This window comes from Agrobacterium sp. SOY23, assembly GCF_027212525.1.
GTDB lineage: Bacteria > Pseudomonadota > Alphaproteobacteria > Rhizobiales > Rhizobiaceae > Agrobacterium > Agrobacterium tumefaciens_I.
The window spans coordinates 570,644-591,990 of sequence record NZ_JAPWDT010000004.1; the positions used below are offsets into that span (position 1 = coordinate 570,644).

At 61.1% G+C, this 21,347-nt stretch carries 26 protein-coding genes; 10 read left to right on the plus strand and 16 right to left on the minus strand.

Annotated elements, in window-relative coordinates:
* Window positions 1-69 precede the first annotated feature (69 nt).
* Entirely contained in the window at window positions 70-951 is an 882-nt protein-coding gene (locus tag O3S81_RS15115) for a branched-chain amino acid aminotransferase (RefSeq protein ID WP_269344353.1), read from the minus strand.
* Between the two features lie 334 nt (window positions 952-1,285).
* On the opposite strand from O3S81_RS15115, the gene tam reads away from it, so the two are divergent.
* On the plus strand, window positions 1,286-2,056 hold the full coding sequence (gene tam, locus O3S81_RS15120) for a trans-aconitate 2-methyltransferase (protein ID WP_269344354.1): 771 nt from the start codon (window positions 1,286-1,288) through the stop codon (window positions 2,054-2,056).
* Window positions 2,057-2,154: 98 nt separating this feature from the next.
* Here tam and O3S81_RS15125 read toward each other — a convergent pair whose 3' ends face one another.
* Both O3S81_RS15125 and O3S81_RS15130 read right to left on the minus strand, forming a co-directional pair.
* On the minus strand, window positions 2,155-2,523 hold the full coding sequence (locus O3S81_RS15125) for a VOC family protein (protein ID WP_269344355.1): 369 nt from the start codon (window positions 2,521-2,523) through the stop codon (window positions 2,155-2,157).
* A 48-nt stretch (window positions 2,524-2,571) separates the two neighbouring features.
* A complete protein-coding gene (locus O3S81_RS15130) occupies window positions 2,572-3,279 on the minus strand; it encodes a helix-turn-helix transcriptional regulator (RefSeq protein WP_269344357.1) in 708 nt (235 codons plus the stop codon).
* A gap of 189 nt (window positions 3,280-3,468) precedes the next feature.
* Between O3S81_RS15130 and O3S81_RS15135 the strand changes: the two genes are divergently transcribed.
* Both O3S81_RS15135 and O3S81_RS15140 read left to right on the plus strand, forming a co-directional pair.
* Complete coding sequence (locus tag O3S81_RS15135) at window positions 3,469-4,395, plus strand: bestrophin family protein (protein WP_269344359.1); 927 nt, start codon at window positions 3,469-3,471, stop codon at window positions 4,393-4,395.
* 112 nt (window positions 4,396-4,507) lie between these two features.
* The gene (locus O3S81_RS15140; protein WP_269344360.1) at window positions 4,508-5,335 is read left to right on the plus strand and encodes an aldo/keto reductase; all 828 of its coding nucleotides are present in this window, start codon (window positions 4,508-4,510) and stop codon (window positions 5,333-5,335) included.
* Between the two features lie 23 nt (window positions 5,336-5,358).
* Here O3S81_RS15140 and O3S81_RS15145 read toward each other — a convergent pair whose 3' ends face one another.
* The 3 genes from O3S81_RS15145 to O3S81_RS15155 all read right to left on the minus strand — a co-directional run bounded on the left by O3S81_RS15145 (window position 5,359) and on the right by O3S81_RS15155 (window position 7,756).
* The gene (locus tag O3S81_RS15145) at window positions 5,359-5,970 is read right to left on the minus strand and encodes a LysE family translocator (RefSeq protein WP_269344361.1); all 612 of its coding nucleotides are present in this window, start codon (window positions 5,968-5,970) and stop codon (window positions 5,359-5,361) included.
* Window positions 5,971-6,115: 145 nt separating this feature from the next.
* Complete coding sequence (locus O3S81_RS15150; protein WP_269344362.1) at window positions 6,116-6,925, minus strand: AraC family transcriptional regulator; 810 nt, start codon at window positions 6,923-6,925, stop codon at window positions 6,116-6,118.
* 72 nt (window positions 6,926-6,997) lie between these two features.
* On the minus strand, window positions 6,998-7,756 hold the full coding sequence (locus O3S81_RS15155; RefSeq protein WP_269344364.1) for an SDR family oxidoreductase: 759 nt from the start codon (window positions 7,754-7,756) through the stop codon (window positions 6,998-7,000).
* 103 nt (window positions 7,757-7,859) lie between these two features.
* Between O3S81_RS15155 and O3S81_RS15160 the strand changes: the two genes are divergently transcribed.
* Entirely contained in the window at window positions 7,860-8,291 is a 432-nt protein-coding gene (locus O3S81_RS15160; protein ID WP_269344365.1) for a winged helix-turn-helix transcriptional regulator, read from the plus strand.
* A gap of 7 nt (window positions 8,292-8,298) precedes the next feature.
* Here O3S81_RS15160 and O3S81_RS15165 read toward each other — a convergent pair whose 3' ends face one another.
* Window positions 8,299-8,694, minus strand: coding sequence for a hypothetical protein (locus O3S81_RS15165; protein WP_269344367.1), 396 nt, complete (start codon window positions 8,692-8,694; stop codon window positions 8,299-8,301).
* Window positions 8,695-9,008: 314 nt separating this feature from the next.
* Between O3S81_RS15165 and O3S81_RS15170 the strand changes: the two genes are divergently transcribed.
* Window positions 9,009-10,580, plus strand: a complete 1,572-nt coding sequence (locus tag O3S81_RS15170) for a helicase HerA-like C-terminal domain-containing protein (RefSeq protein ID WP_269344369.1) — start codon at window positions 9,009-9,011, stop codon at window positions 10,578-10,580.
* Window positions 10,581-10,634: 54 nt separating this feature from the next.
* Here O3S81_RS15170 and O3S81_RS15175 read toward each other — a convergent pair whose 3' ends face one another.
* On the minus strand, window positions 10,635-10,985 hold the full coding sequence (locus O3S81_RS15175) for an Atu4866 domain-containing protein (protein WP_269344370.1): 351 nt from the start codon (window positions 10,983-10,985) through the stop codon (window positions 10,635-10,637).
* Between the two features lie 13 nt (window positions 10,986-10,998).
* Window positions 10,999-11,721, minus strand: coding sequence for an SDR family oxidoreductase (locus tag O3S81_RS15180; protein ID WP_269344371.1), 723 nt, complete (start codon window positions 11,719-11,721; stop codon window positions 10,999-11,001).
* A 122-nt stretch (window positions 11,722-11,843) separates the two neighbouring features.
* Here O3S81_RS15180 and O3S81_RS15185 point away from each other — a divergent pair, with 122 nt between their 5' ends.
* Window positions 11,844-12,740 carry a LysR family transcriptional regulator gene (locus tag O3S81_RS15185; protein ID WP_269344372.1) on the plus strand — a complete coding sequence of 299 codons (897 nt, stop codon included), beginning with the start codon at window positions 11,844-11,846 and terminating at the stop codon, window positions 12,738-12,740.
* A gap of 40 nt (window positions 12,741-12,780) precedes the next feature.
* On the opposite strand, the gene O3S81_RS15190 is transcribed toward O3S81_RS15185, so the two are convergent.
* The 3 genes from O3S81_RS15190 to O3S81_RS15200 all read right to left on the minus strand — a co-directional run bounded on the left by O3S81_RS15190 (window position 12,781) and on the right by O3S81_RS15200 (window position 14,897).
* The gene (locus tag O3S81_RS15190; protein WP_269344373.1) at window positions 12,781-13,560 is read right to left on the minus strand and encodes a VOC family protein; all 780 of its coding nucleotides are present in this window, start codon (window positions 13,558-13,560) and stop codon (window positions 12,781-12,783) included.
* A 94-nt stretch (window positions 13,561-13,654) separates the two neighbouring features.
* Window positions 13,655-14,143: a DUF1579 domain-containing protein gene (locus tag O3S81_RS15195; protein WP_269344374.1), complete on the minus strand. Its 489-nt coding sequence runs from the start codon at window positions 14,141-14,143 to the stop codon at window positions 13,655-13,657.
* Between the two features lie 25 nt (window positions 14,144-14,168).
* Window positions 14,169-14,897 carry a DUF899 domain-containing protein gene (locus tag O3S81_RS15200; protein WP_269344376.1) on the minus strand — a complete coding sequence of 243 codons (729 nt, stop codon included), beginning with the start codon at window positions 14,895-14,897 and terminating at the stop codon, window positions 14,169-14,171.
* A 149-nt stretch (window positions 14,898-15,046) separates the two neighbouring features.
* Between O3S81_RS15200 and O3S81_RS15205 the strand changes: the two genes are divergently transcribed.
* The 3 genes from O3S81_RS15205 to O3S81_RS15215 all read left to right on the plus strand — a co-directional run bounded on the left by O3S81_RS15205 (window position 15,047) and on the right by O3S81_RS15215 (window position 17,972).
* A complete protein-coding gene (locus O3S81_RS15205) occupies window positions 15,047-15,493 on the plus strand; it encodes a MarR family winged helix-turn-helix transcriptional regulator (protein WP_269344378.1) in 447 nt (148 codons plus the stop codon).
* A 103-nt stretch (window positions 15,494-15,596) separates the two neighbouring features.
* Window positions 15,597-16,019, plus strand: coding sequence for a YciI family protein (locus O3S81_RS15210; protein ID WP_269344380.1), 423 nt, complete (start codon window positions 15,597-15,599; stop codon window positions 16,017-16,019).
* Between the two features lie 432 nt (window positions 16,020-16,451).
* Window positions 16,452-17,972: an ABC-F family ATP-binding cassette domain-containing protein gene (locus O3S81_RS15215; RefSeq protein ID WP_269344382.1), complete on the plus strand. Its 1,521-nt coding sequence runs from the start codon at window positions 16,452-16,454 to the stop codon at window positions 17,970-17,972.
* Window positions 17,973-17,994: 22 nt separating this feature from the next.
* Here the strand turns inward: O3S81_RS15215 and O3S81_RS15220 are convergent, their stop codons facing one another.
* The 3 genes from O3S81_RS15220 to O3S81_RS15230 form a co-directional block, all read right to left on the minus strand.
* Window positions 17,995-18,756, minus strand: coding sequence for an RES family NAD+ phosphorylase (locus tag O3S81_RS15220; RefSeq protein ID WP_269344384.1), 762 nt, complete (start codon window positions 18,754-18,756; stop codon window positions 17,995-17,997).
* Window positions 18,716-19,099: an MbcA/ParS/Xre antitoxin family protein gene (locus O3S81_RS15225; protein ID WP_269344386.1), complete on the minus strand. Its 384-nt coding sequence runs from the start codon at window positions 19,097-19,099 to the stop codon at window positions 18,716-18,718. The genes O3S81_RS15220 and O3S81_RS15225 overlap by 41 nt, the downstream gene beginning before the upstream one ends.
* Window positions 19,100-19,206: 107 nt before the next feature.
* A complete protein-coding gene (locus O3S81_RS15230) occupies window positions 19,207-19,629 on the minus strand; it encodes an organic hydroperoxide resistance protein (RefSeq protein ID WP_003509379.1) in 423 nt (140 codons plus the stop codon).
* 192 nt (window positions 19,630-19,821) lie between these two features.
* On the opposite strand from O3S81_RS15230, the gene O3S81_RS15235 reads away from it, so the two are divergent.
* Complete coding sequence (locus tag O3S81_RS15235) at window positions 19,822-20,280, plus strand: MarR family winged helix-turn-helix transcriptional regulator (RefSeq protein ID WP_269344388.1); 459 nt, start codon at window positions 19,822-19,824, stop codon at window positions 20,278-20,280.
* A gap of 196 nt (window positions 20,281-20,476) precedes the next feature.
* Here O3S81_RS15235 and O3S81_RS15240 read toward each other — a convergent pair whose 3' ends face one another.
* A complete protein-coding gene (locus tag O3S81_RS15240; protein WP_003509381.1) occupies window positions 20,477-21,202 on the minus strand; it encodes a L,D-transpeptidase in 726 nt (241 codons plus the stop codon).
* Between the last annotated feature and the right edge of the window lie 145 nt (window positions 21,203-21,347).

Below are 21,347 nucleotides of genomic sequence, written 5' to 3' on the forward strand. Positions count from 1 at the left end.
CGTTCAAAGCAGAAAGCCGCGACGGGTCCGACCCGCCGCGGCTTTTGAAAACAGGATCATTGACAGGCCTCAGACGTCCGCGCCGAGACGCGCCCAGTCCATGTAGAGATCGAGTGCCTTGCGGGCGACCGGACCTGCCTGCAATTCGCGGTCATCCAGCTTCACCACCGGCGAAACCTTCGAATAATTGCCCGAGCAGAAAATCTCATCGGCCTCGCGGAAATCCTCGACCGAAAGCGTTGCCTCACGGACATCGAAACCGGCCTGCCGCAGAAGGCCGATCACCCGCGAACGGGTGATGCCGGCAAGGAAGGTGCGGTTCGGCACGGGCGTGAGAACGACACCGTCCTTGACCATGAAGATGTTGGACGAGGCGGATTCGGCGACATTGCCGTTCATGTCGCGCATCAGCGCATTGTCGAAACCGCGCGAGCGGGCTTCCAGAATGGCGCGGCCGCTATTGGGGTAAAGGCTGCCGGCCTTGGCGTCGGTCATCGCGGTTTCCGGCGAAGGACGGCGCAGCGGCGAGACGGTAAGCGTCAGCGGTTTGCCGGCATCCATCGGCGCTTCGAACAGGCAGAGTGCAAAACGGGTGGAACCGGCATCCGGCGCCACGACGCTGCCCGGCATGCCGTGTTCGGCCCAATACATCGGCTTGATATAGATCGCGACCTTGCCATCGAATTTCCGGACGCCTTCCAGCGCCAGAGCCTCGATCTCCTCCGCCGTCATGGTCGGCTTCATACCCATGTTGACCGCAGAGCGGTTGACACGCTGGCAATGCAGATCGAGATCGGGCGCCACGCCATCAAACCAGCGCGCGCCGTCGAACACCGTCGAGGCCAGCCACATGGCATGCGAGGTCGGGCCGATAAGCGGCGGATTGCCGGGCAGCCATTGACCGTCAACATAGGTCCAGGTGGTTGATCGGGGTGCGGTATCGACGCTCATGATAGTCTCCTGTCTCAAGCATTTCCGTCCGGCGAAAACGCTCCGTCTTTTGTCTTGATGCATTTCCGGAAGCAAAACGCTGCGCGTTCTTAACCGGCATCTGCTGGAAATCGGCCGGAGTGAATGCCTCTCGCCCAGACAGGTCAAGTTTTAATTGCCACCATATTTGATTTTGATGGAAAATAACAAATGCAGGCCCTGACAAAGACGTTTTGTGAGGCGAAACAAAAGGTTGATGAATAGATTCATCACAATAATTCATTGATCCGATGATGGCGGGGCCGTTTTGGCCATGCGATGCTGACGATCTGACGGCAGTCCGCAGGAGGCAATCATGGCATGGTCCGCCCACCAATATCTGAAATTTGAAGACGAGCGGACGCGCCCCGCGCGGGATCTTCTCGCGCAGGTGCCGCTGGAGCGGGTGCTGAACGGTTATGATCTCGGCTGCGGCCCCGGCAATTCCACCGAGCTCCTGACCGATCGTTACGGCGTCAATGTCATCACCGGCATCGACAGCGATGACGACATGCTGGAAAAGGCGGCGGACCGGCTGCCCAACACCCGTTTCGGCAAAGCCGATCTCGCACACTGGAAACCGGTGCAGAAGGCGGACCTGCTTTACGCCAATGCGGTGTTCCAGTGGGTGCCGGATCATCTTGCCGTTCTTGCGCAACTGATGGACCAGCTGGAAAGCGGCGGCGTTCTGGCCGTGCAGATGCCGGACAACCTGCAGGAGCCGACCCATACCGCCATGGAGGAAACCGGCGCGAATGGTCCGTGGAAAGAGACGTTTTCCGGCGGCAAGTTGCGCCGCAAGCCCCTGCCCGCGCCAGCAGACTATTTCAACGCGCTGGCACCGAAATCGGCCCGCGTGGATGTGTGGCACACCATCTACAATCACCCGATGAAGGATGCGGAAAGCATCGTCGAATGGGTGAAGGGCACGGGGCTGCGCCCCTATCTCACCGCCGCCGGCGAGGAGAACCGCGAGGCCTTCCTCGCCGATTATACACGGCGCATCGGGACGGCCTATCCGCCCATGGCAGATGGCCGGTTACTCCTGCGTTTTCCGCGGCTTTTCGTGGTGGCGGTGAAAAAGTAGCAAGGCACGCGATGCGGCGTTATCACACGCGGGCACATCCCTTCCACCCTCATTCCTGTGCCTGTCGCAGGAATCCAACCAGCCCAAAGCCCTTGTCGTCAGCCCGCGAAGGCGTAGACCCGGAGGCGGTGGCTGTCGGGGTCAGCGGCCGTGAAGGTATAACCGAACTCCATTTTCGCGGGCTGCTGCAGCATGGCGACACCTCTTGCCTTCCACCCGGCAAAGGTCTCATCCACCTGCGCATCGTTTTCGACACGGAAGGCAAGCTCTCCGCCGCCGCCCGTCACGGATGCCCTGGGCTCCACGGTGTGCCGCGACCAGAGGCCAAGCTTCATGCCGTTAGGAAGGACGAAGAGGGAAAAAGTCGGGGAGGATTCGACGGGATCGGCACCCAGCAGCGCCTTGTAGAATTCCGTGCTGGCCGGCGGGTTCTCGACATAGAGGATGGTGAAATCGGGGTGGGTCATGGTCGTTCTCCTGTGTTGCGGATGAACGGTTTCTAGACCCGCCTGCTGTCAGTTTTTGTCAGCATGATTGCGTCGCCGCTGTTTTTCCCGCTCGCGCCATTCTTTCAGCAGGGCCTGGCGGCGGCGCGGGTAACGGCTGTCGAGGGGACGAAAGCTTTCGATGCGGTCGGCCCGGAAACTGCGGAAATCCTGCCGGGTATCGCACCATGCCAGCACCACCCGCACCAGATCAAAAAAAGCGAGCGCGAAAGGCCAGATGACCCGCTCCGTCGGTTCTCCCTTTTCATCACGATAGGCGATCGCGACCCTTGTTTCGGCGCGGATGGCGCTGCGCACCGCCGAAAGATCGAACCCTATCGGCGCGGCAGACTGTCCCGGCCCGACGAGCAGCGTGGAATTGTCGAGTTCTTCCCGCAAGCCATCCGGAAGGACGGCGGCGATCTTGACGAGTGCGGCGCGCGCGGCCTCGGCCAGCCCCGCATCGGCGCGGCCCGCCACCCAGCGCGAGCCGAGCACCAGCGCCTCGATTTCCTGCTGCGAAAACATCAGCGGTGGCAGCAGGAAACCGGGGCGCAGCACATAACCCACGCCGGCCTCGCCCTCGATATCCGCACCCTGCGCCTGCAGCGTCGCTATATCGCGATAGAGCGTTCGCAGGCTGACGCCGGTCTGCCCGGCAAGGGCCGCACCGCTGACCGGCATGCGGTGGGAGCGCAGGATCTGCAGGAGATCAAGAAGCCGTTGTGAGCGTGACACGCGAGATTTCCTTCCATCCGCATCGTCGGATCATACCGGTGACGTTTCCCGGTGCCCCGAGGGGTAACCCCGCCCGTCGCCGGGCGCAACCGTGCAAAAAAGGGTGGACAAGCCCGAGCCGCCATTATGTAGATAGGGGCCGGGATTTTCGCATCCTCGCCACCATCCCAGGCCTTTCGGGTTTTCGCCATGATCGTTCGTTCAAAACCGAACCTGCTGCAGCTTTTCTTCATTGTGCGCGGCTCCATCATCGTCCGCATCTTTCCGCAGGTGCTCGCCGTTTTTGTGCTGTCGACGCTGGTCGTCTGGGCACACAAGGACCGGCCCGACCTGGTGCCGGCGCTGAACGGCGCGCCGTTTTCGCTGCTCGGCATCGCGCTTTCGGTGTTCCTCGGTTTTCGCGCCAATGCCTGTTACGACCGCTGGTGGGAAGCCCGCAAACAATGGGGCGCGCTGATTACCGTGGCCCGCACGCTGGCGCGCCAAAGCGCGCTGCTCGAGAGCCGGCAGGATGTGGCCGAACCGGTGGCGCGCCGGCGGGTGATCGATCTCGCCATCGCCTTCTGCCACACGCTGGTCTCGCATCTGCGGCCCGGTGAGGCGACCGCCAACGCTGCCCGCCTCATCCCGGACGATTTCACTGAGACCTATACCCGCAGCCGCAACCGGCCGGACATGCTGCTGCGCGAAATCTCCGGCGCTTTCATCGCCGCCAACGCGAAGGGGCAGATCAGCGATATCCAGCTGCAGATGCTGGATGCAACCGTGCAGCAGATGGCGGCCGCGCAGGCTTCGTGCGAGCGCATTCGCCACACGCCGGTTCCCTTCGGTTATTCGCTGCTGCTGCACCGCACCGCGCATCTTTTCTGCCTTCTCCTGCCATTCGGTTTTACCGATCTGCTCGGCTGGGCAACGCCATTTACCAGCACGCTCGTCGCCTATACGTTTTTCGGTCTCGATGCGCTGTCCGACGAGCTGGAAGATCCCTTCGGCACCGGCCTCAATGCGCTGCCGATCAATGCGCTCGCCACCACCATCGAGATCAACCTGCGCGAGGCGATGGGCGAGACCGATCTGCCTGAAGACCCGCGCCCGGTGAATTATGTGCTGATGTGATATCGTTCCGGCACGGTTGAAACCCATCACGCCGACACCAGTTAAAAGAAAGACGGCTTCCCCATCCGGCCTCTTCCGCCGGCCATGTTTTCAGCAAACAGGAGAGACACCCATGTATCACGTCAACGCGAATGGCGCGACTATTCCCGCCCTCGGTTTCGGCACCTTCCGCATTCCGGAAGACGATGTGCGGCGCATTCTGCCGGAAGCGCTGAAACTCGGTTTCCGCCATGTCGACACGGCCCAGATCTACAAGAATGAGGGCGCCGTCGGCGAGGTCATCGCGCAGTCCGGCATTTCCCGGCATGATATTTTCCTGACCACCAAGGTGTGGGTGGACCGCTTCCGTCACGACGATTTCCTCGCCTCCGTCGATGAAAGCCTTGCGAAGCTGAAGACCGATTATGTCGATCTGCTGCTCCTGCATTGGCCGCAAAGCGATGTGCCGCTGGCGGAGAGGATCGGCGCGCTGAACGAGGTGCGCAAGGCCGGCAAGGTGCGCAATATCGGCGTTTCCAATTTCAACGTGGCGCTGACCGAAGAGGCCGTGAAACTCTCCGACACGCCGCTTGCCACCAACCAGATCGAATATCACCCCTATCTCGACCAGACGAAGGTGATTTCGGCCGCGCGCAAGCACGGGCTTTCGGTGACGGCCTATTATTTGATGGCCGATGGCAAGGTGCCGAACGATCCGCTGCTGAAGGATATTGGCGCGAGATACGGCAAGACGGCGGCGCAGGTGACCCTGCGCTGGGCGGTGCAACAGCCGGATGTCGTGGCGCTTTCCAAGACGGCGACGGAAAGCCGCCTCAAGGAGAATTTCGACATTTTCGATTTCACCCTGACGGAAGAGGAAATGCAGGCGATCCACACGCTCGCCCGGCCGAATGGCCGCATCGTCAACCCCGGCCACCTTGCGCCCGATTGGGACGGCTGAGGCGGCGGGGCGTCCGGTTCGGCTCACCGCTCGGTGAGGGCCAGTTTCGCGCCCAGCGCCACGAAGGCGGCGGCGAAACTGCGCCTGAGCCAGGTGAGCACGGCCGGGCGTGACACCACCTGCCGCCGCACCGAGGCGGCGAAGCAGCCGTAAAGCGCAAAGACGAGAAACGTCATGGCCATGAAGATCAGCCCGAGATCGATCATGCGCCCTGTCGGTGAAAGTTCGCCCGGCGCGATGAATTGCGGCAGGAAGGCGAAAAAGAAGATCGACAGTTTCGGGTTCAGCAGATTGATGAGGATCGCCTCACCGATGACGCGGGCGGCCTTTTGCCGTTGCCGGGCGTCATCGATCTTCAGCGCGCCGTCCTCCCGCAGCGTGTTCCACGCCATGTAAAGGAGATAGGCAACCCCCAGATATTTGACCACGCTGAAGGCCAGCGCGCTGGTGTGTAGAATGGCGGCAAGGCCGGTGATGGCGGCCAGAAGATGCGGCACGATGCCGAGCGTACAGCCAAAGGCCGCAACGATGCTCGCCCTCGCCCCCTGCGAAAGGCCGGCGGCAAGCGTGTAGACCACGCCGGTTCCGGGAGAGGCGGCGACGATGAAGGATGTGATGAGGAATTCGGGTGTCATGATGCGGGTATGTCCTCCTGGGGTGGAGGATGGGAGCATGATGGCGCGCGGGGTGGGTGTCTTGGATGAAATTGCGGCGCCACATCCGCACACCGTCACCCCGCCCCCCACCGGCTCAGTTCCGGCATGACGAAGAGAGCGACGATCAGCCGCCTGTCGCCGCCCGATAGGCCGCCGGCGTCACGCCGAATTGCCGCACGAAGAACCGGTTGAGATGGCTCTGGTCGGCAAAGCCGGCGATGAAGGCGACCTCGGCAGGTGGGGTGCCGCCGGCCAGCGCATGCCGCGCCAGATGGATGCGGCGCTGGAGAAGGTAACTGTGCGGTGTCATGCCCGTCGCCCTGGCGAAGGCCCGCAGGAAGCGGAACTGGCTCATGCCGGCCTCCCTGGCCAGACCGGCAAGGCGAAACGGCCGGGCGGGATCGTCATCGATGCTGCTTTTTGCCCGCCTGATATTGTCGGGCGCAGCCATGGCGGGCGGCTTTGCCGCCGTCTCCATCGCGCCCGCCAGAAGCATCAGCAGGGTCTCGTCGCCATGCAGGGTTTCGCCCGGCCGCTCCCTTGCCGTCATGGCTGAAAAGACCGCATTGAACCGAGCCGCCAGAGGTCTCGTATCAACCGGATAGGCGAATTCGAACGCACCGCAATCCTCTTCGCCGATATCGGCAATGGCGTCGCGAACGATATCGATGTCGAGATAAAGCATGCGCCAGGCGCGACCGCCCTCTCCGAGCGGAATGCCGTCATGCACCTCGCCCGGATTGACGGTGATGACGTGGCCGGCGCCGGCCTCCACCATGCCGCGACCGGAGAGGGATTTCTGCGCGCCGCGATGGATGAGACCGATGCCGAACTGGTCATGCATGTGGCGCGGAAAGGCGCGGTCGCTATCCGCCACCACGGCGGCGACGCCGGGCAGAACGGTTTTCGGCATCAGGAACTGGCCTTGGGCCATGAAAGCGCGCGCTCCGCAGGAAAGAGCGCCACGCTATCACAGGATGCCTGCCCGCGACAGGCGCCGCCCGGTTTACGGGTGCATGTGGTTGACCATGGCAAAGACCTGATCGAAATTGCCATTCTGCGCGGCAAAACGCAGCGGCTTGCAGCGTTCCACCACCACTTCCTTCTCATCCGGGCGATTGCCGAGAATATCCATCACCTCGGAAATGAAGGCCTCGAGCGGCATGGCTCTTTCGTCATTGGCCTGCCCCTCGCCCATCAGTGTCGTCTGCACATAGGGCGGCACGATTTCGATGACTTCCACCGGCGTTTCCTTCAGCTGCTCGCGCAGCGCAACGGAATAGGCGTGGATGGCCGACTTGGTAGCGCTGTAGGTGGGGGTAAGTACCATCGGCACGAAGGCAAGCCCCGAGGAGACCGTCAGCACCGTGGCGGCCGGTTGCCTGAGGAAATGCGGCAAAAGTGCCGCCGTCAGGCGGATGGGGGCAAGGAGATTGGTGGCGATGGTCTCTTCCGCCGTGTCGAGGTAATCCGGCGCGGCGGCGATTTCTTCCGGGCGCATGATGCCGGCATTGTTGATGACGGCGTTGAGGGCCGGATGGGCGTTCACCAGCGCCTCGGCGAAGGCGCGGATGCCTTCTGCATCCGTCGCATCCATGACCATCGAGGCCATGCCGGGATTTGCGGCTGTCACCTCGTCGAGCACGGCCTGGCGGCGGCCGGAAATGATGACCTTGTTGCCCGCCTGATGAAAGGCTTCCGCCAGCGCCCGGCCGATGCCCGAACCGCCGCCGGTGATGAGAATGGTATTGCCGGTGATTTTCATTGCAGCATCCTTTGCTTGTTGGGTGAAAGGAAGTTAGCTGTGATACTCTCCAATCGAAAGTAGGCACCCAAAAGATTTATACTTACCCAAAGGAGAGTGTAAGATGAAACGGCACGCCGCCGATCCGGCCATCGAGAGCCGGCGCAAGGTTCCGCCGCCAACGGAAAGCGATCCGGCGATAGAGGCGCTGGTTCAGGACATCATTGCGAAAGTCGCCGACAAATGGACGATGCTCATTCTGGAAGTGCTGGAAGAGCACGGCACGCAGCGCTTCACGCAGATCGGCAAACATGTGGGCAATATCAGCCAGAAGATGCTGACAAAAACGCTGCGGCAGATGGAAAGCGACGGGCTGGTGCGCCGCACCGTGCACCCCGTCATTCCGCCGCATGTGGATTATGGCCTGACTGATCTCGGCCGCACGCTGGGCAGCGCCTTTTGCGGCGTGTGGATCTGGGCGGAAACGCACCATGCCGAAATAGAAGAGGCGCGGCGGCGTTTCAATGAACAGCCGCCGCGCCCTGCGATGGAGTGAATTCGCCTTACGCGAACTGGCTGAGGCCCGGCACCGAAGCGATCACCTGATCGACGACCTCGTCGCCCGCGTGCTGGCGGGCAACGGCGATGGTTTCCTTGGCGAGCGTGGAAATCTCGCTCATGCCGAGGCCCTGGCTCATCAGCTGCTGGCCGAGGCCCATGATGCCGCCGCCACCGAGCGCGCTCATCAGGCCGCCGAGCAGACCGCCGCCATTGCCGGCGCCTTCGCCATTATACTGCGCCACCAGATCGCTGGCGCCGGGAATGGCTTCGATCATCCGGGCGATCGGGCCGTCTTCCGCCTCGCGCTGGAGAAAACCGAGAATCATGCCAATGGCCTTTTCGGCCAGTTCCGGGTCAATTCCCGCCTTTACGGCGATCTGATCCACAACTTCGTTCATTCTTGCCTCCTGTTGAAAACGACGCCAACATCGAATAACTGACGTTAACGTCAACGTAAAACAATCTCTCCCCGCATTCAAGCGGGCGGCGGGCGGGCGCGGCAACTTTCACCAGACGGTTTTTCTTCATCGCCATCAAGCAGTTGTTGCGCCTTGAAACTGTCCTTATAAGATCATCACAACCAAACTATGAAAAGGCCGCTTTCGCCGGAAACGGCAAGGCATGCCAGCCACGCTTTTAATTCGGACGTGACTTTTGTGAAATCCATCGGGATTTTGGGGGGGCACGTATCAGCCGCAGGAGAAAATGGTCGATGTTGCAGGACGGACAGCTCTATATCGGGACCAGCCGCAATCCGGATGACAGCCTGAACAAGGGCGAATATCTGGAACTGAAATTCGGCAACCGCCACGGCCTCATCACCGGTGCGACGGGAACGGGCAAGACCGTTTCGCTGCAGGTTCTGGCCGAAGGTTTCTCCAAGGCCGGCGTTCCGGTTTTCTGCGCCGATATCAAGGGCGACCTTTCCGGCATCGCGGCGCAGGGCGAAGCGAAGGACTGGGTGCAGAAACGCGCCGAACAGATCGGCTTCACCGATTTTGCCTATGGCAAATCGCCGGTGATCTTCTGGGATCTCTATGGTGAAAAAGGCCATCGCGTGCGCGCCACCATCGCCGAAATGGGGCCGCTGCTGCTCGCCCGGCTGATGGACGCCTCGGAAGCGCAGGAAGGTGTGCTCAACATCGCCTTCAAGATCGCCGACCAAGGCGGCCTGCCGCTGCTCGATCTCAAAGACCTGCAATCGCTCCTGAATTACATGGGCGAAAACGCAACCGAACTTTCCAACCAGTTCGGCCTGATTTCCAAGTCCTCGGTCGGTTCGCTGCAACGCGGGCTGCTCGTCCTCGAACAGCAGGGTGCGGCGAATTTCTTCGGCGAACCGGCGCTGAAGATCGCCGACATCATGCGCGTGGGTACGGATGGGCTTGGCACGATTTCGGTTCTCGCCGCCGACAAGCTGATGATGAACCCGCGCCTTTACGCCACCTTCCTGCTCTGGATGCTTTCGGAACTCTTCGAGGAACTTCCGGAAGTGGGCGACCCGGAAAAGCCGCGCTTGGTATTCTTTTTCGATGAGGCGCATCTGCTCTTCAACGATGCACCCCGCGTGCTGGTGGAGCGCGTGGAACAGGTCGTACGCCTTATCCGCTCCAAGGGCGTGGGCGTCTATTTCGTGACGCAGAACCCGCTCGACGTGCCGGAAACCGTTCTCGCCCAGCTCGGCAACCGCGTGCAGCATGCACTGCGCGCCTATACGCCGCGCGAACAGAAGGCGGTGCGCACGGCGGCCGATACATTCCGCCAGAACCCGGCCTTCAACACGGCCGACACCATCACCACGCTCGGCACCGGCGAGGCGCTGATTTCCACCCTGCACGACAAGGGCGCACCCTCCATCGTCGAGCGCACCCTCGTCAGGCCGCCCTCCGGCCGCGTCGGGCCGCTGACGGATGCGGAGCGCAAGTCTCTGATCGATCTAAGCCCCGTCGCCGGGCAATATGACCAGGATATCGATCGGGAATCCGCCTTCGAAATCCTCGCCGCCCGCGCCCAGAAGGTCGCCGAAGCGGAAGCCGCCAAGCGCGCGGAAGAGGAAAACGCATCCAGCCAGTCCGAAAGTGCTTCCGGCCGCTGGCGCCTGCCCGGTTTCGGCGACGAGGAACCCGCGCAGACCTCCAACGGCTCCCGCAATGGCGGCGCGCGCAAGACCGGATACCAGCGCGAAACAGTGATTGAGGCGGCGATGAAAAGTGCGGCCCGTTCGGTCGCCACGTCCGTCGGCCGCGCCCTCGTTCGCGGGATTTTGGGAAGTCTGAAGCGGTAAAAACATACGCCGCCCGCTCTTGATGGAGCAGGCGGCGTTTTATTGGCGTGACGGCTACTTCTGGCGATAGAAGATCATGCCACCGTGATAGAGCACATCGTCCACGAATTCGCCGTCGGCCGTAAAACCGGTATCGTCCCAATAGTTGATGTGGTTTCCCCTCACCGCGTATCGCCCCTGATAGGCGCTTTTGCGTTTGCCCCGCGCCTCGTCATAACGGCCGTTCGGCAGAAGCTCCTGACGGACATGGCCGTCGCCGGTGACCCACATGCCGACATAGGGATGGTTCTGGGTTTGAGCCGTTTCGGTCATCTTCACATCCATGGCGTTATTTGTTTTGCGGGGGTCCGTCTCGGCAAAAGCCGTTGCGAGCAGAACCGCAACTGACGTCGAAACAATATTCATTGCCAAATCCTCCTCATGCCGCGGTGGGGCGGACGACGATTTCGTTGACATCGACATCATCGGGCTGCTCGATGGCGTAACGCACCGCACGGCCGATAGCGTTGGGCTTCAGGGCGATGGCCCGGTAGCTCTGCATCAGTTCGGCGGCGGCCGGATCGGTGATGGTGTGGGCAAGTTCGCTTTCCACCACGCCGGGGTGAATGCAGGTGACGCGCAGGTCGCGGTTTTCCTGCCGCAAGCCATCCGAAATGGCACGCACCGCAAATTTCGTCGCGCAATAGACGGCAGCGGTGGGCGAAACCGCCAGCGCGCCGATGGAGGCGATGTTGATGATATGGCCGGAGGCGCGTGCGGTCATTTCCGGCAGAACGGCGGCCACACCATAAAGCACGCCCTTGATGTTGACGTCGATCATGCGATCCCATTCATCGACCTTGAGCGACGACATCAGCGATAGCGGCATGATGCCGGCATTGTTGACGATGACGTCAATCCGCCCGAAGGCCTTGCGGCCAGCCTCGACAAAGGCCTCGACGCTCTGCCTCTCCGCTACATCAAGCGGATGGATGGCGACCTCGGCATCCTTCTGGCGCAATTCTTCCGCCAGGGCCTGCAAACGGTCCATGCGGCGTGCGCCCAGCACCAGCTTCGCCCCGGCGGCCGCAAGTTCCCTTGCGATACCCTCACCGATCCCGCTCGATGCACCTGTGATGAGAACGACTTTGTTCAATGTCATGGCTTTCTCCTTGGTGTGACGGCCGGCTTTTTCCGGAAGTGGCCGTTGCGGACAAGATAAAGCTTGGGCATTGTCGTGATAACCGTCTCAATCCTAACCTCAATGGGTAGATTTTCTAACCAATGAATATCGATCTCAACGCGCTTTCAACATTCTGCATGGTTGCCGAGGAGCGTAACTTCCGGGCCGTTGCGGACAGGCTCGGCGTCACGCGGTCCGCCGTCAGCCAGACCATCCGCAAGCTTGAAGAGACAATGGGAATAGCGCTGGTGCGGCGCACGACACGCAGCGTCAGCCTGACGGAAGCGGGGCAGCAGCTTTATGCGGATGTTTCGCCATCAATCGGCAACCTGATGCAGGCCGCAACGGCCGCCTCTTCATTAAGCGGCACCGTGCGCGGGCAGCTCAGGCTTGCCGTTTCTTCCATAGCGGAGCGCTTCCTGTCAGGGCCATTGCTGGCAGGCTTTGCCGAAATGCATCCCGAGGTGCGGCTCGATATCGTCGTGACGGACGAGGAATTTGATATCGTCGCCGAACATTACGATGCCGGTGTGCGGCTGGGAGAGCTGATCGCGCAGGATATGATTGCCGTTCCGGTTTCTGCTCCACAGCGGCAGCTCGCCGTCTGTTCCCCTGACTATCGTGACCGCTTCGCCCTGCCGAAGCAGCCTCGCGAATTGATCGATCACAGATGCATCGGCTGGCGGTCCCGTCCGGGTGTGGCGCCATATCGGTGGGAATTTGCCGAAAACGGCCGCGAATTTGCGGTGGCGGTGGAGCCGGATTTCACCACCAATGACATGCAGCTGATGATAAAGCTGGCCTGCGCCGGCGCCGGCATCACCTTCGGCATGGAGGAGACATTCCACCCCTATCTGGAAAGCGGGCAACTCATCTCCATGCTGGAGGACTATTCCCCGACATTTGCGGGGTTTTATCTCTATTATCCCAGCCGCCGTCATCTTGCCCCGAAACTGCGGGCCTTCATCGATCACGTCCGGCTGTCGAGAGAACGGTGATCTGCCGGAGCGAACCCCGGCAGATCGTCAGAAAACACGGCTATTTCTTCTGCGAAACCAGAGAGAAATAAGCACCCTGCGGGTCGATGCAGTTGACGATCCAGCTTTCGCCGGGCACCTCCATCGGGCCGTTGACGACCTTGCCGCCACCGGCGCTGACACGGGTGATCGCGTCGTCGATGCCGTCGACATTGAAATAATAACCCCAATGGCAGACGGGGACCTGTGGCATGCGCTTCATCATGCCGCCGACGGCTTTGCCCTTATAGGCGAAGATGCGGTACGGGCCCATTTCCCCCATGTCGAAATCATGGTCCTTGGTCCAGCCGAAAACATCGCCGTAAAAGGCCATGGCCTCATCGACATTGTCGGTGAAGAGCTCATGCCAGCCGACATGGCCCTGCTTTTCCTGCATATCCTCGGGGAAACCGCCGGTTTCCATCGGCTGCGGCGTCATGATGCAGAGTACAGCACCAAAGGGATCGGCGACCACGGCAAAACGGCCGATTTCGGGAATATCCTGTGGCGGGCGTCTGATCGCGCCGCCCTTCGCCGCGAATTGTTTCGCCGTGGCGTCGACATCATCGACATCGACATAGGCCGTCCAGTTCGGGGGAATGCCCTGGCCCTTGTGTTCGTCCGTCAGTTCCATGACGCCGCCCATGCCTTTGCCGTCGGCCTCCAGCACCAGATAGGGCATTTCCGGTGAGCCGAAATCCTTGGTCTGCCAGCCGACGACATGACCATAAAAGCGTGCCGCCGCCTCCATGTCGGGCGTCATCAGTTCGACCCAGATGAATTTTCCGTGTGTATCGGACATTGTCGTCTCCTCTGGAGATTGGGTGCATAGGATTTGTTGGGTGTCCGCCGCAGCGTGCGGCGGCGCTTGTCGTGCAGGCAGAACCCGGCGCAGCTTATGCCTTGCGCCGAAACTCCGATGTCATGAAGGTCTTGAAGGTGCCATCCGGCTGTTTGACGCTGCCGGAAAAGCTGCGGTGATTGTCGTCATGCAGCACCAGCACGTCGTGATAGGTGGCGGTGTCTCCGGAACCGTCAAAGGCCGGGCCTTCCGCTTCGAGCGTCAGCGTCTTGCCGTCCTCTTCCAGCCAGCCCTTGTAGACCCAGAGATTGGTCATCATCGAGCCCACCCAGGTGCCGACGAAATTGCCCTTGGCCGGGTCGAAACCAACCGTGATCACGGCCGTCATGCGGTCGCCGTCGGGCATTCCGCCACTGCCTTCACCGATGACCCACAAGCCGCCGATGGAGCGGACGGTCTCGGTGAAACGCTGGTTGGGATCATCGGGGTTGTATCCGTCATGGCCAGCGACCATGACCCAGTCGCCGACGAGCCTCGACAGGAATTCGTGTTCCTTCTGCGGCTTCACACTTGGCATTTCCATTGTCGTCTCCTCCTCGTCTCTCTTTTCAGTGGCAGCAGGCTGCGGCCTTCGGCGCATCCTCATATTGGTCGTGGCGGCGCACCCAATCCATTACCTCTTCTTCATTACGGCCTTTTGGCACCAGATCGAGCAGCATCAGCGTGCCGAGCGTCTGTTCCGCGCCGCGGGCGTATGTGGAATAGGTGTGGTAGATCTTGCCGTCGTCGCCCTTGGCGAAAACGCTGATGCCGTGCAGGTCCTTCAGGTCGCCATAGGGCGCCATGTCACGGTAATTATAGGTGATTTCGCCTTTGGCCATGTCCTCGTCGCGAAACGAGGCCTGGTAATCATAGTTGAAATCAGTGCCCTCGACCGAGACCCACGGGAATTTCCAGCCCATGCGTTTTTTGTAACTTTCGATCTTTTCAAGCGGCGCGCGCGAAACCGCGACGAAACCCGCATCACCATGTTTGAGGTGGATCAGCGCACCATCGACATGATCGGCGAAGAAGGAGCAACCGACGCAGCCCTCCTCCCAGTCCGGCGCCAGCATGAAATGATAGACGATGAGCTGGCTGCAATCACCGAACAGCTCTTTCAGTGACCTTGGGCCAGAAGGCGCATCGAAGATATAATCCTTCGTCACCTCTTCCCAGGGCAGCGCGCGCCGCGCCTCGTTCAGCCTGTCCCGGGCGCGGGTCAGTTCCTTTTCCTTCACCAGCAGATCGCGGCGGGCCGCAAGCCACTCGTCTTTCGAAACGACGGGATGAGACATGATCTTTCCTCCTTGGATCCGTCTTTCACCACGGCACCGCTCCGCTCCACCGGTGGGCACCGCTTATTTCTGTGTTGAAAGGCAATAAACAGTCTGCGGGGCATCAAGTTCCGCTTGACTAATTAGGTTGATATCAACATATTTATCCCATGTCAAACACCGGTGTGATTCCTTTTTCGACAACTCTTTTCGTGCGGGACGCCTGTCTCTGCCTGCATGCGCAGCGTGCGGCGCGGGCTTTGGCGCGACTGTTCGACAATGCGCTGAAACCCATCGGCATCAACAATGGCCAGTTTTCGCTGCTGATGTCGCTCAACCGGCCGGAGCCGCCGCCGATGGGGCCGGTCGCACATCTTCTGGCCATGGACCGCACGACGCTGACGGCGGCGCTGAAGCCGCTGAAGCGGCGCGGGCTGGTCAGCATTGAGCAGGACCCGAAAGACAAACGCGGCAAGCGGTTGCGGCTGACGGCGGACGGCATGGCCGTTCTCGCTGCGGCCTTCCCCATCTGGCAGGACACTCACGCCGACGTCGAAGCGCGTATCGGCAGCGGCGACCCCGACCGGCTGCGCCGCGACCTTATCGACCTCGGCTGACAGGATTGACGGCATGGCGCCACTTTTGTCGGCAACAATGTCATCCGGCCGTCGTGCCCGGGAGCGAAACTACCAAGAAAGCGCAAATCAAGGAGGAATGATCATGCGTGCAATCGTTTTTGTAAAAGCCACCAAGAGCAGCGAAGAAGGCGTCATGCCCACCACCGAACTCATGGAGGCAATGGGCAAATTCAATGAGGAACTGGTCAATGCCGGCATCATGCAATCCGGTGACGGCCTGCACCCCTCCTCCAAAGGCAAGAGGGTTGTTTTCGACGGCGACAGCCGCACCGTCATCGACGGCCCCTTCCCGCACACCAACGAACTGGTCGCCGGCTTCTGGATCTGGAACGTGAAGGACATGGACGAGGCGGTGCAATGGGTGAAACGCTGCCCGAACCCGATGCTGGAAAAGAGCGAGATCGAAATCCGCCCGATGTTCGAGATGGAAGATTTCGGCGAGGCGGTGACACCGGAAATCGCCGCGCATGTGGAAGAGCTGCGCGCGCGTGTTGCCAAACAATAGGCCCTTCCGGCTGAGAGCAAAACCCGAATGAACCGATGAGGTGCGGCCTTCATCGCCTCCCCCGCCCTGGGGAAGGCACTTGCCGCACCGCCCCCTCCCGCATCTTCCGGCTTTTATCCCGCGTCAAAATGGTTGTCACGAACAGCCGTGGCTGGTATTGGTCGAGCAGTTCAACCCGTTTCAAGAAAGGAGGCTTCGCATGGATATTTCCTGCTTCTGGCGCAATCGTCAGCTCTGCCACCTTTTTGCCCTGCGGACACGTTTGCAGGGCTGACCGGAACACCAACACTCTGGTTTGCCTAAAAGGCCGCGCAGAATGCAGCTTGTCTGCTATTGCGCATGTTTTCACGACGGATCACCACGAACCGAAACCCGGTACTGCCTGTGGCAGACCATGGTTCTTGACGGGTCCGTCCTGCCAGAGACGACTTCATGACCATCATCACGCTTCGAAGCCTCGGAATCATTCTGGGTAAGCCGCTTTTTTCCAATCTCAGCCTCACCGTGAATGCGGGAGACCGCATCGGCATCGTTGCCGCCAATGGCTGCGGCAAATCCACCCTGCTCAACTGCCTTGCGGGAGACATGGAGCCCACCAGCGGCGACATGACCCGGCTGCGCGGGCTGACGCAGTCGATCGTCCACCAGAATCTGCCCGCCGCGCTGATGGACCACACGATGCGGGACGCTGTGCTTTCCGCCCTGCCGGCGGACACGATCGACAGCGAAAGCTGGCGCGCCGACATCATCTTCGACGCCATGCTGGTGCCCGAACCGTTCCGCGAGCGCCGCCTGAAAGAACTGAGCGGCGGCTGGCAAAGGCTTGCCATGCTGGCCAAGGCCTGGATCACCGAACCTGACGTGCTGTTGCTCGACGAGCCGACCAACCATCTCGACCTCGAAAAGATCAACGTGCTGGAAAGCTGGCTGGGTGAATTGCCGCGCGATACCGCCGTCATCATCGTCAGCCATGACCGCGCCTTTCTCGACAACGTCACACGGACGACGCTATTTCTGCGGCCGGAAAACTCGGCGCTGTTCCGCCTGCCCTATGGCCATGCGCGCGCAGCCTTGGAGGAGGAGGATGCCGCCGATGAGCGACGTTTCCAGCGCGACATGAAAACCGCGCAGCAATTGCGCCGGCAGGCGGCCAAGCTCAACAATATCGGCATCAATTCCGGCAGCGATCTCCTGACCATCAAGACCAAGCAATTGCGTGAGCGTGCAGAAAAAATCGAGGATAAAGCGCGGCCCGCCCATATCGAGCGATCCGCCGGCAAGATCCAGCTCGCCAATCGCGGCACCCATGCCAAGGTTCTCATCACGCTGGAGGACGTGCCGGTCTCGACGCCGGATGGAACAGTGCTGTTTCGCACCGGCCGGCAATTTATCCGCCAGGGCGACCGCATCGTCATTCTCGGCCGCAATGGCGTCGGCAAGACGCGGCTGATGTCGCTGCTGCAGGCAGCGGTGACGGGTGCCGGCCAGATACAGGACGGCATAAAGGCAACGCCGTCGCTGGTGGCCGGATATGTCGATCAGTCGCTGGCCGCAATCGACGACGACAGCACGCCGGCGGCGCTGCTGTCGCGCCGTTTCGACATTGGCGACCAGCGCATCCACGGCCTGCTCGCCGGCGCCGGCGCCGGCATCGACATGGAAATGCAGAAACGCCGCATCGCGAGGTTGTCCGGCGGACAGAAGGCGCGGCTTGCCATGCTGGCACTGCGGCTGGCGGAGCCGAATTTCTACCTGCTGGACGAACCCACCAACCATCTTGATATAGATGGCCAGGAAACGCTGGAGGCGGAAATCATCAGCCGTGAGGCCAGCTGCGTGCTTGTCTCGCACGACCGGAGTTTCGTGCGGACGGTCGGAACCCGCTTCTGGCTGATCGAAAAGCGCAAGCTGGTGGAAGTCGATGATCCCGAGGCGTTTTTCGCCTCGGCATGAAACTGCCGATAATAACGCCTTGTCAGCCCAGCAGGCTGGCGAGGCGTGGATCGTCGGCGAAATCCGAGACCGCGAAACCGGTTCTGCGCATCGGAAATTCGCACAATGCCTGCACGCCCGTCTTCGACAGGCGGATGCGCCAGCTCATGCGTTCCACCGGTATTTTTTCGGCAAAGGCTTTGGGAGAAAGGATCGCGATGTTGAGGCCAGCGGCGGGATCGCGCACCGACCGGTAGAGGATCGCCTCCACCTTGGCCAATCGTGCCTGCTCGGCCAGCGCCTGGCATGGCTCGTAACTGGTGAGATCGGTCCAGTGTGCCTCGTCGCGGTTCAGTCTGGGTTGCGTGAGGTCAAGCGCCGCATCGGTGGCGATACGGGCGGCAAAGGCGGAATAATCGGCGGGATTGGCCGGCAGCGGCGTACCGGGCGATTCGGCATAAAACAGCAGCCGGTAAAAGGCCATTTCGGCGAGCGCCGTTTCCACCTTCGCGGCGGCATAATAAACGCCTTCGGTATAACCCGCGCGGCGGAAACGCGAACCATGCGGATAAGCGGCGCCATATCGGAAAGGCGTGGCGAGAAGATAATCGAAACCGGCGCATTCCGGCGGAAACGGCCTTTTGCTCGTCTCCAGAATATCTTCCAGCAGGGATTGCTCCTCCACCGTATCCACCAGCTTCATGGTGGAAACCTGATGCTGCGCTTCCACCAGCCGCCAGTATTTTCCCGATGCGGCGCGTTTTTCAGACAGGAGCGCGTCGGGCGTCCAGATAGGAGAGGACATCGATCAATCCGGTAATGGTGGTGAGCCTTTCGGCAGGCACGGCATCAAGCGCCGTATTGTGATTGCGCAGCCAGTTTTTGGCCACCGCCTCATCGCCGCCGGTAATCGCATCCAGCGAGCGGAAAACCCGGATGAGCAACACCGCAAGCTCGAAGGACTTGGCGCCCGGCTCCAGGAGGAAATCGAGCCGCTTCATGCGCGACACGGTTGGCGCGGAGACACCCAGAATATCGGCCGTGCGGGCAGCATTCAGGCCCAGCCGCTCGGCGGCGGCGATGACGGCCTTGGTGACGACCCTGCCCTGCGATGCGGGATCCATGGCGGTCTTGGCGTGAATATTCATGGCGCATATCCTTTCCTTGGAAAGAATATAGCATATTTCTTTCTCTAAACAAGAAGGCCGGGATGAACCCGGCCCCAAGAGTGACAATCCAGCGCGTAACCGCTTTATCAGGCCACCGAGACCGGCACTTCCGTGGAGGTGCGCATGGCGTGGCTATAGGGGCAGACGATGTGTGCGGCAGCAACCAGCTTTTCGGCGACTTCGCGCTCAACGCCCGGAATATTGGCCTTCAGCGACACTTCGATGCCGAAACCGCCGCCGTCTTCGCGCGGGCCGATGCCGACGGTTGCCGTCACAGTGGTGTCTTCAGGAATCTTTACCTTTTCCTTGCCGGCAACGAATTTCAGCGCGCCGAGGAAGCAGGCGGAATAACCGGCCGCGAAAAGCTGCTCCGGATTGGTGCCACGGGCGCCATCGCCGCCCAGTTCCTTCGGAACGGTGAGCGTTACGTCGAGAACGCCGTCTTCCGACTTGGCGTTGCCAGCGCGGCCACCGGTGGCGGATGCTTTGGTCGTGTAGAGAATGGGCATGGCATTTACTCCTTCGGGTTGGTGTTGACGTTCTTATAGCGAACAATTCAATTGTGCGCAATATAATTTTGTACGTTGAATGCGAAATTGTTTTTTGCGATAATTTTCACGAAATTTCGCCGCGCATCCATGCGGCAGGAACCGAAAGCGGGGGCTGATTGTTCCCTTCCCGGTTGATTTTGGAGCAGGACAATGGGCGCAGAGGGCAACGAGAAGACAATGGAAAGCCTGTTGAGGCTGGACCAGCAGATATGTTTTGCCCTTTACGGCGCGGCGCATGCCTTTACCCGCGCCTATAAACCGCTGCTGGACCCGATCGGGCTCACCTATCCGCAATATCTCGTCATGATGGCGCTGTGGGAAAAGGAGACTTCCACCGTCAAGGCGCTCGGCGAAATGCTGGGTCTCGATTCGGGCACGCTTTCCCCTCTTCTCAAGAGGCTCGAACATGCCGGGCTCATCACCCGCAAGCGCGGCACGGTGGACGAGCGGCAGGTGCTGGTGGCGCTGACCCCAAAGGGCGCCGACCTCAAGAAAGAGGGCGTGAAGATCATGGCCGCAATCGGCGGCGCCACCGGCTGCGGGCTGGAAGAACTGGCGCAGCTGCGCGATCAGGTGAATGCGCTGAAGGAAGGCCTCTCCAGGCCGTAGTCCCCGCAAAACTACAAGGGCTGAGAATCTCACTTCCGTCATGCTCGGGCCTGTCCCGAGCATCTGCAACGCATCGATTAAATACGACGCGACTAGATTCTCGGGACGAGCCCGAGGATGACGCCGAGTATGTGGGGCAGGTCCCCATAAACGAAAGGCGGCCGGAGGCCGCCTTTTTATGCGAAGAATTTTCGGCTTACTGCCACACCACCACACGCGCCTTCTGCGGCACGCGGTCGTAGAGGTCGATGACGTCCTGGTTCATCAGGCGCACGCAGCCGGAGGAGACGGCCTTGCCGATGGAGTTCCATTCCGGCGAGCCGTGCAGGCGGTAAAGCGTGTCCTTGCCGTTCTGGAAGATATAGAGCGCGCGGGCGCCGAGCGGGTTCTTCAGGCCCGGCGGCATGCCGCCGTTCTTGGAGGAATATTTGACCAGTTCCGGCTGGCGGGCGACCATTTCGTCCGGCGGGGTCCACTTCGGCCATTTCTGGCGCCACTGGATGACACCTTCGCCCGACCAGGCGAAACCATCGCGGCCGATGCCGACGCCGTAGCGCATGGCGCTGCCGCCCTGCTCCACCACGTAAAGGAAGCGCGAGCGCGTATCGACGACAACGGTGCCGGGGCGCTCGCCGGTCGGGTCGACAACCCGCTGGCGGTAATAACGGCGGTCGATTTTCTGGTAGGGCACAGCGGGAATGACGTAACCGCCATCTTCAACCGAACCGTACATGACGGCCAGTTCCGCATCGCTGACGCCCGGCGAGAACATCTGCCGGAAATCGCTGCCGATGGCGCTTGCCTGCTGGCGGATGGCGTCTCCCGTGCCCGAGGAGGCACAGCCTGCGAGAAGCGAAGCGGAAGAGAGGCCGAGGAGGGAAAGGAAGGTGCGTCTGGAAAGATCTGTGTCGGTGCTTGTCATAAGGCCGGTTTGTCCCACATTTCGAACGGCTAGATCGCCGTTGTACGTCATTTGTTCCGTGTCATGCGTATTGCGAAAATAGTTAACCGACCGCTAAAAGCGAGTCACAAGGCGCTGGCGGAACCGCGCCCGCATCTCTTTCTTT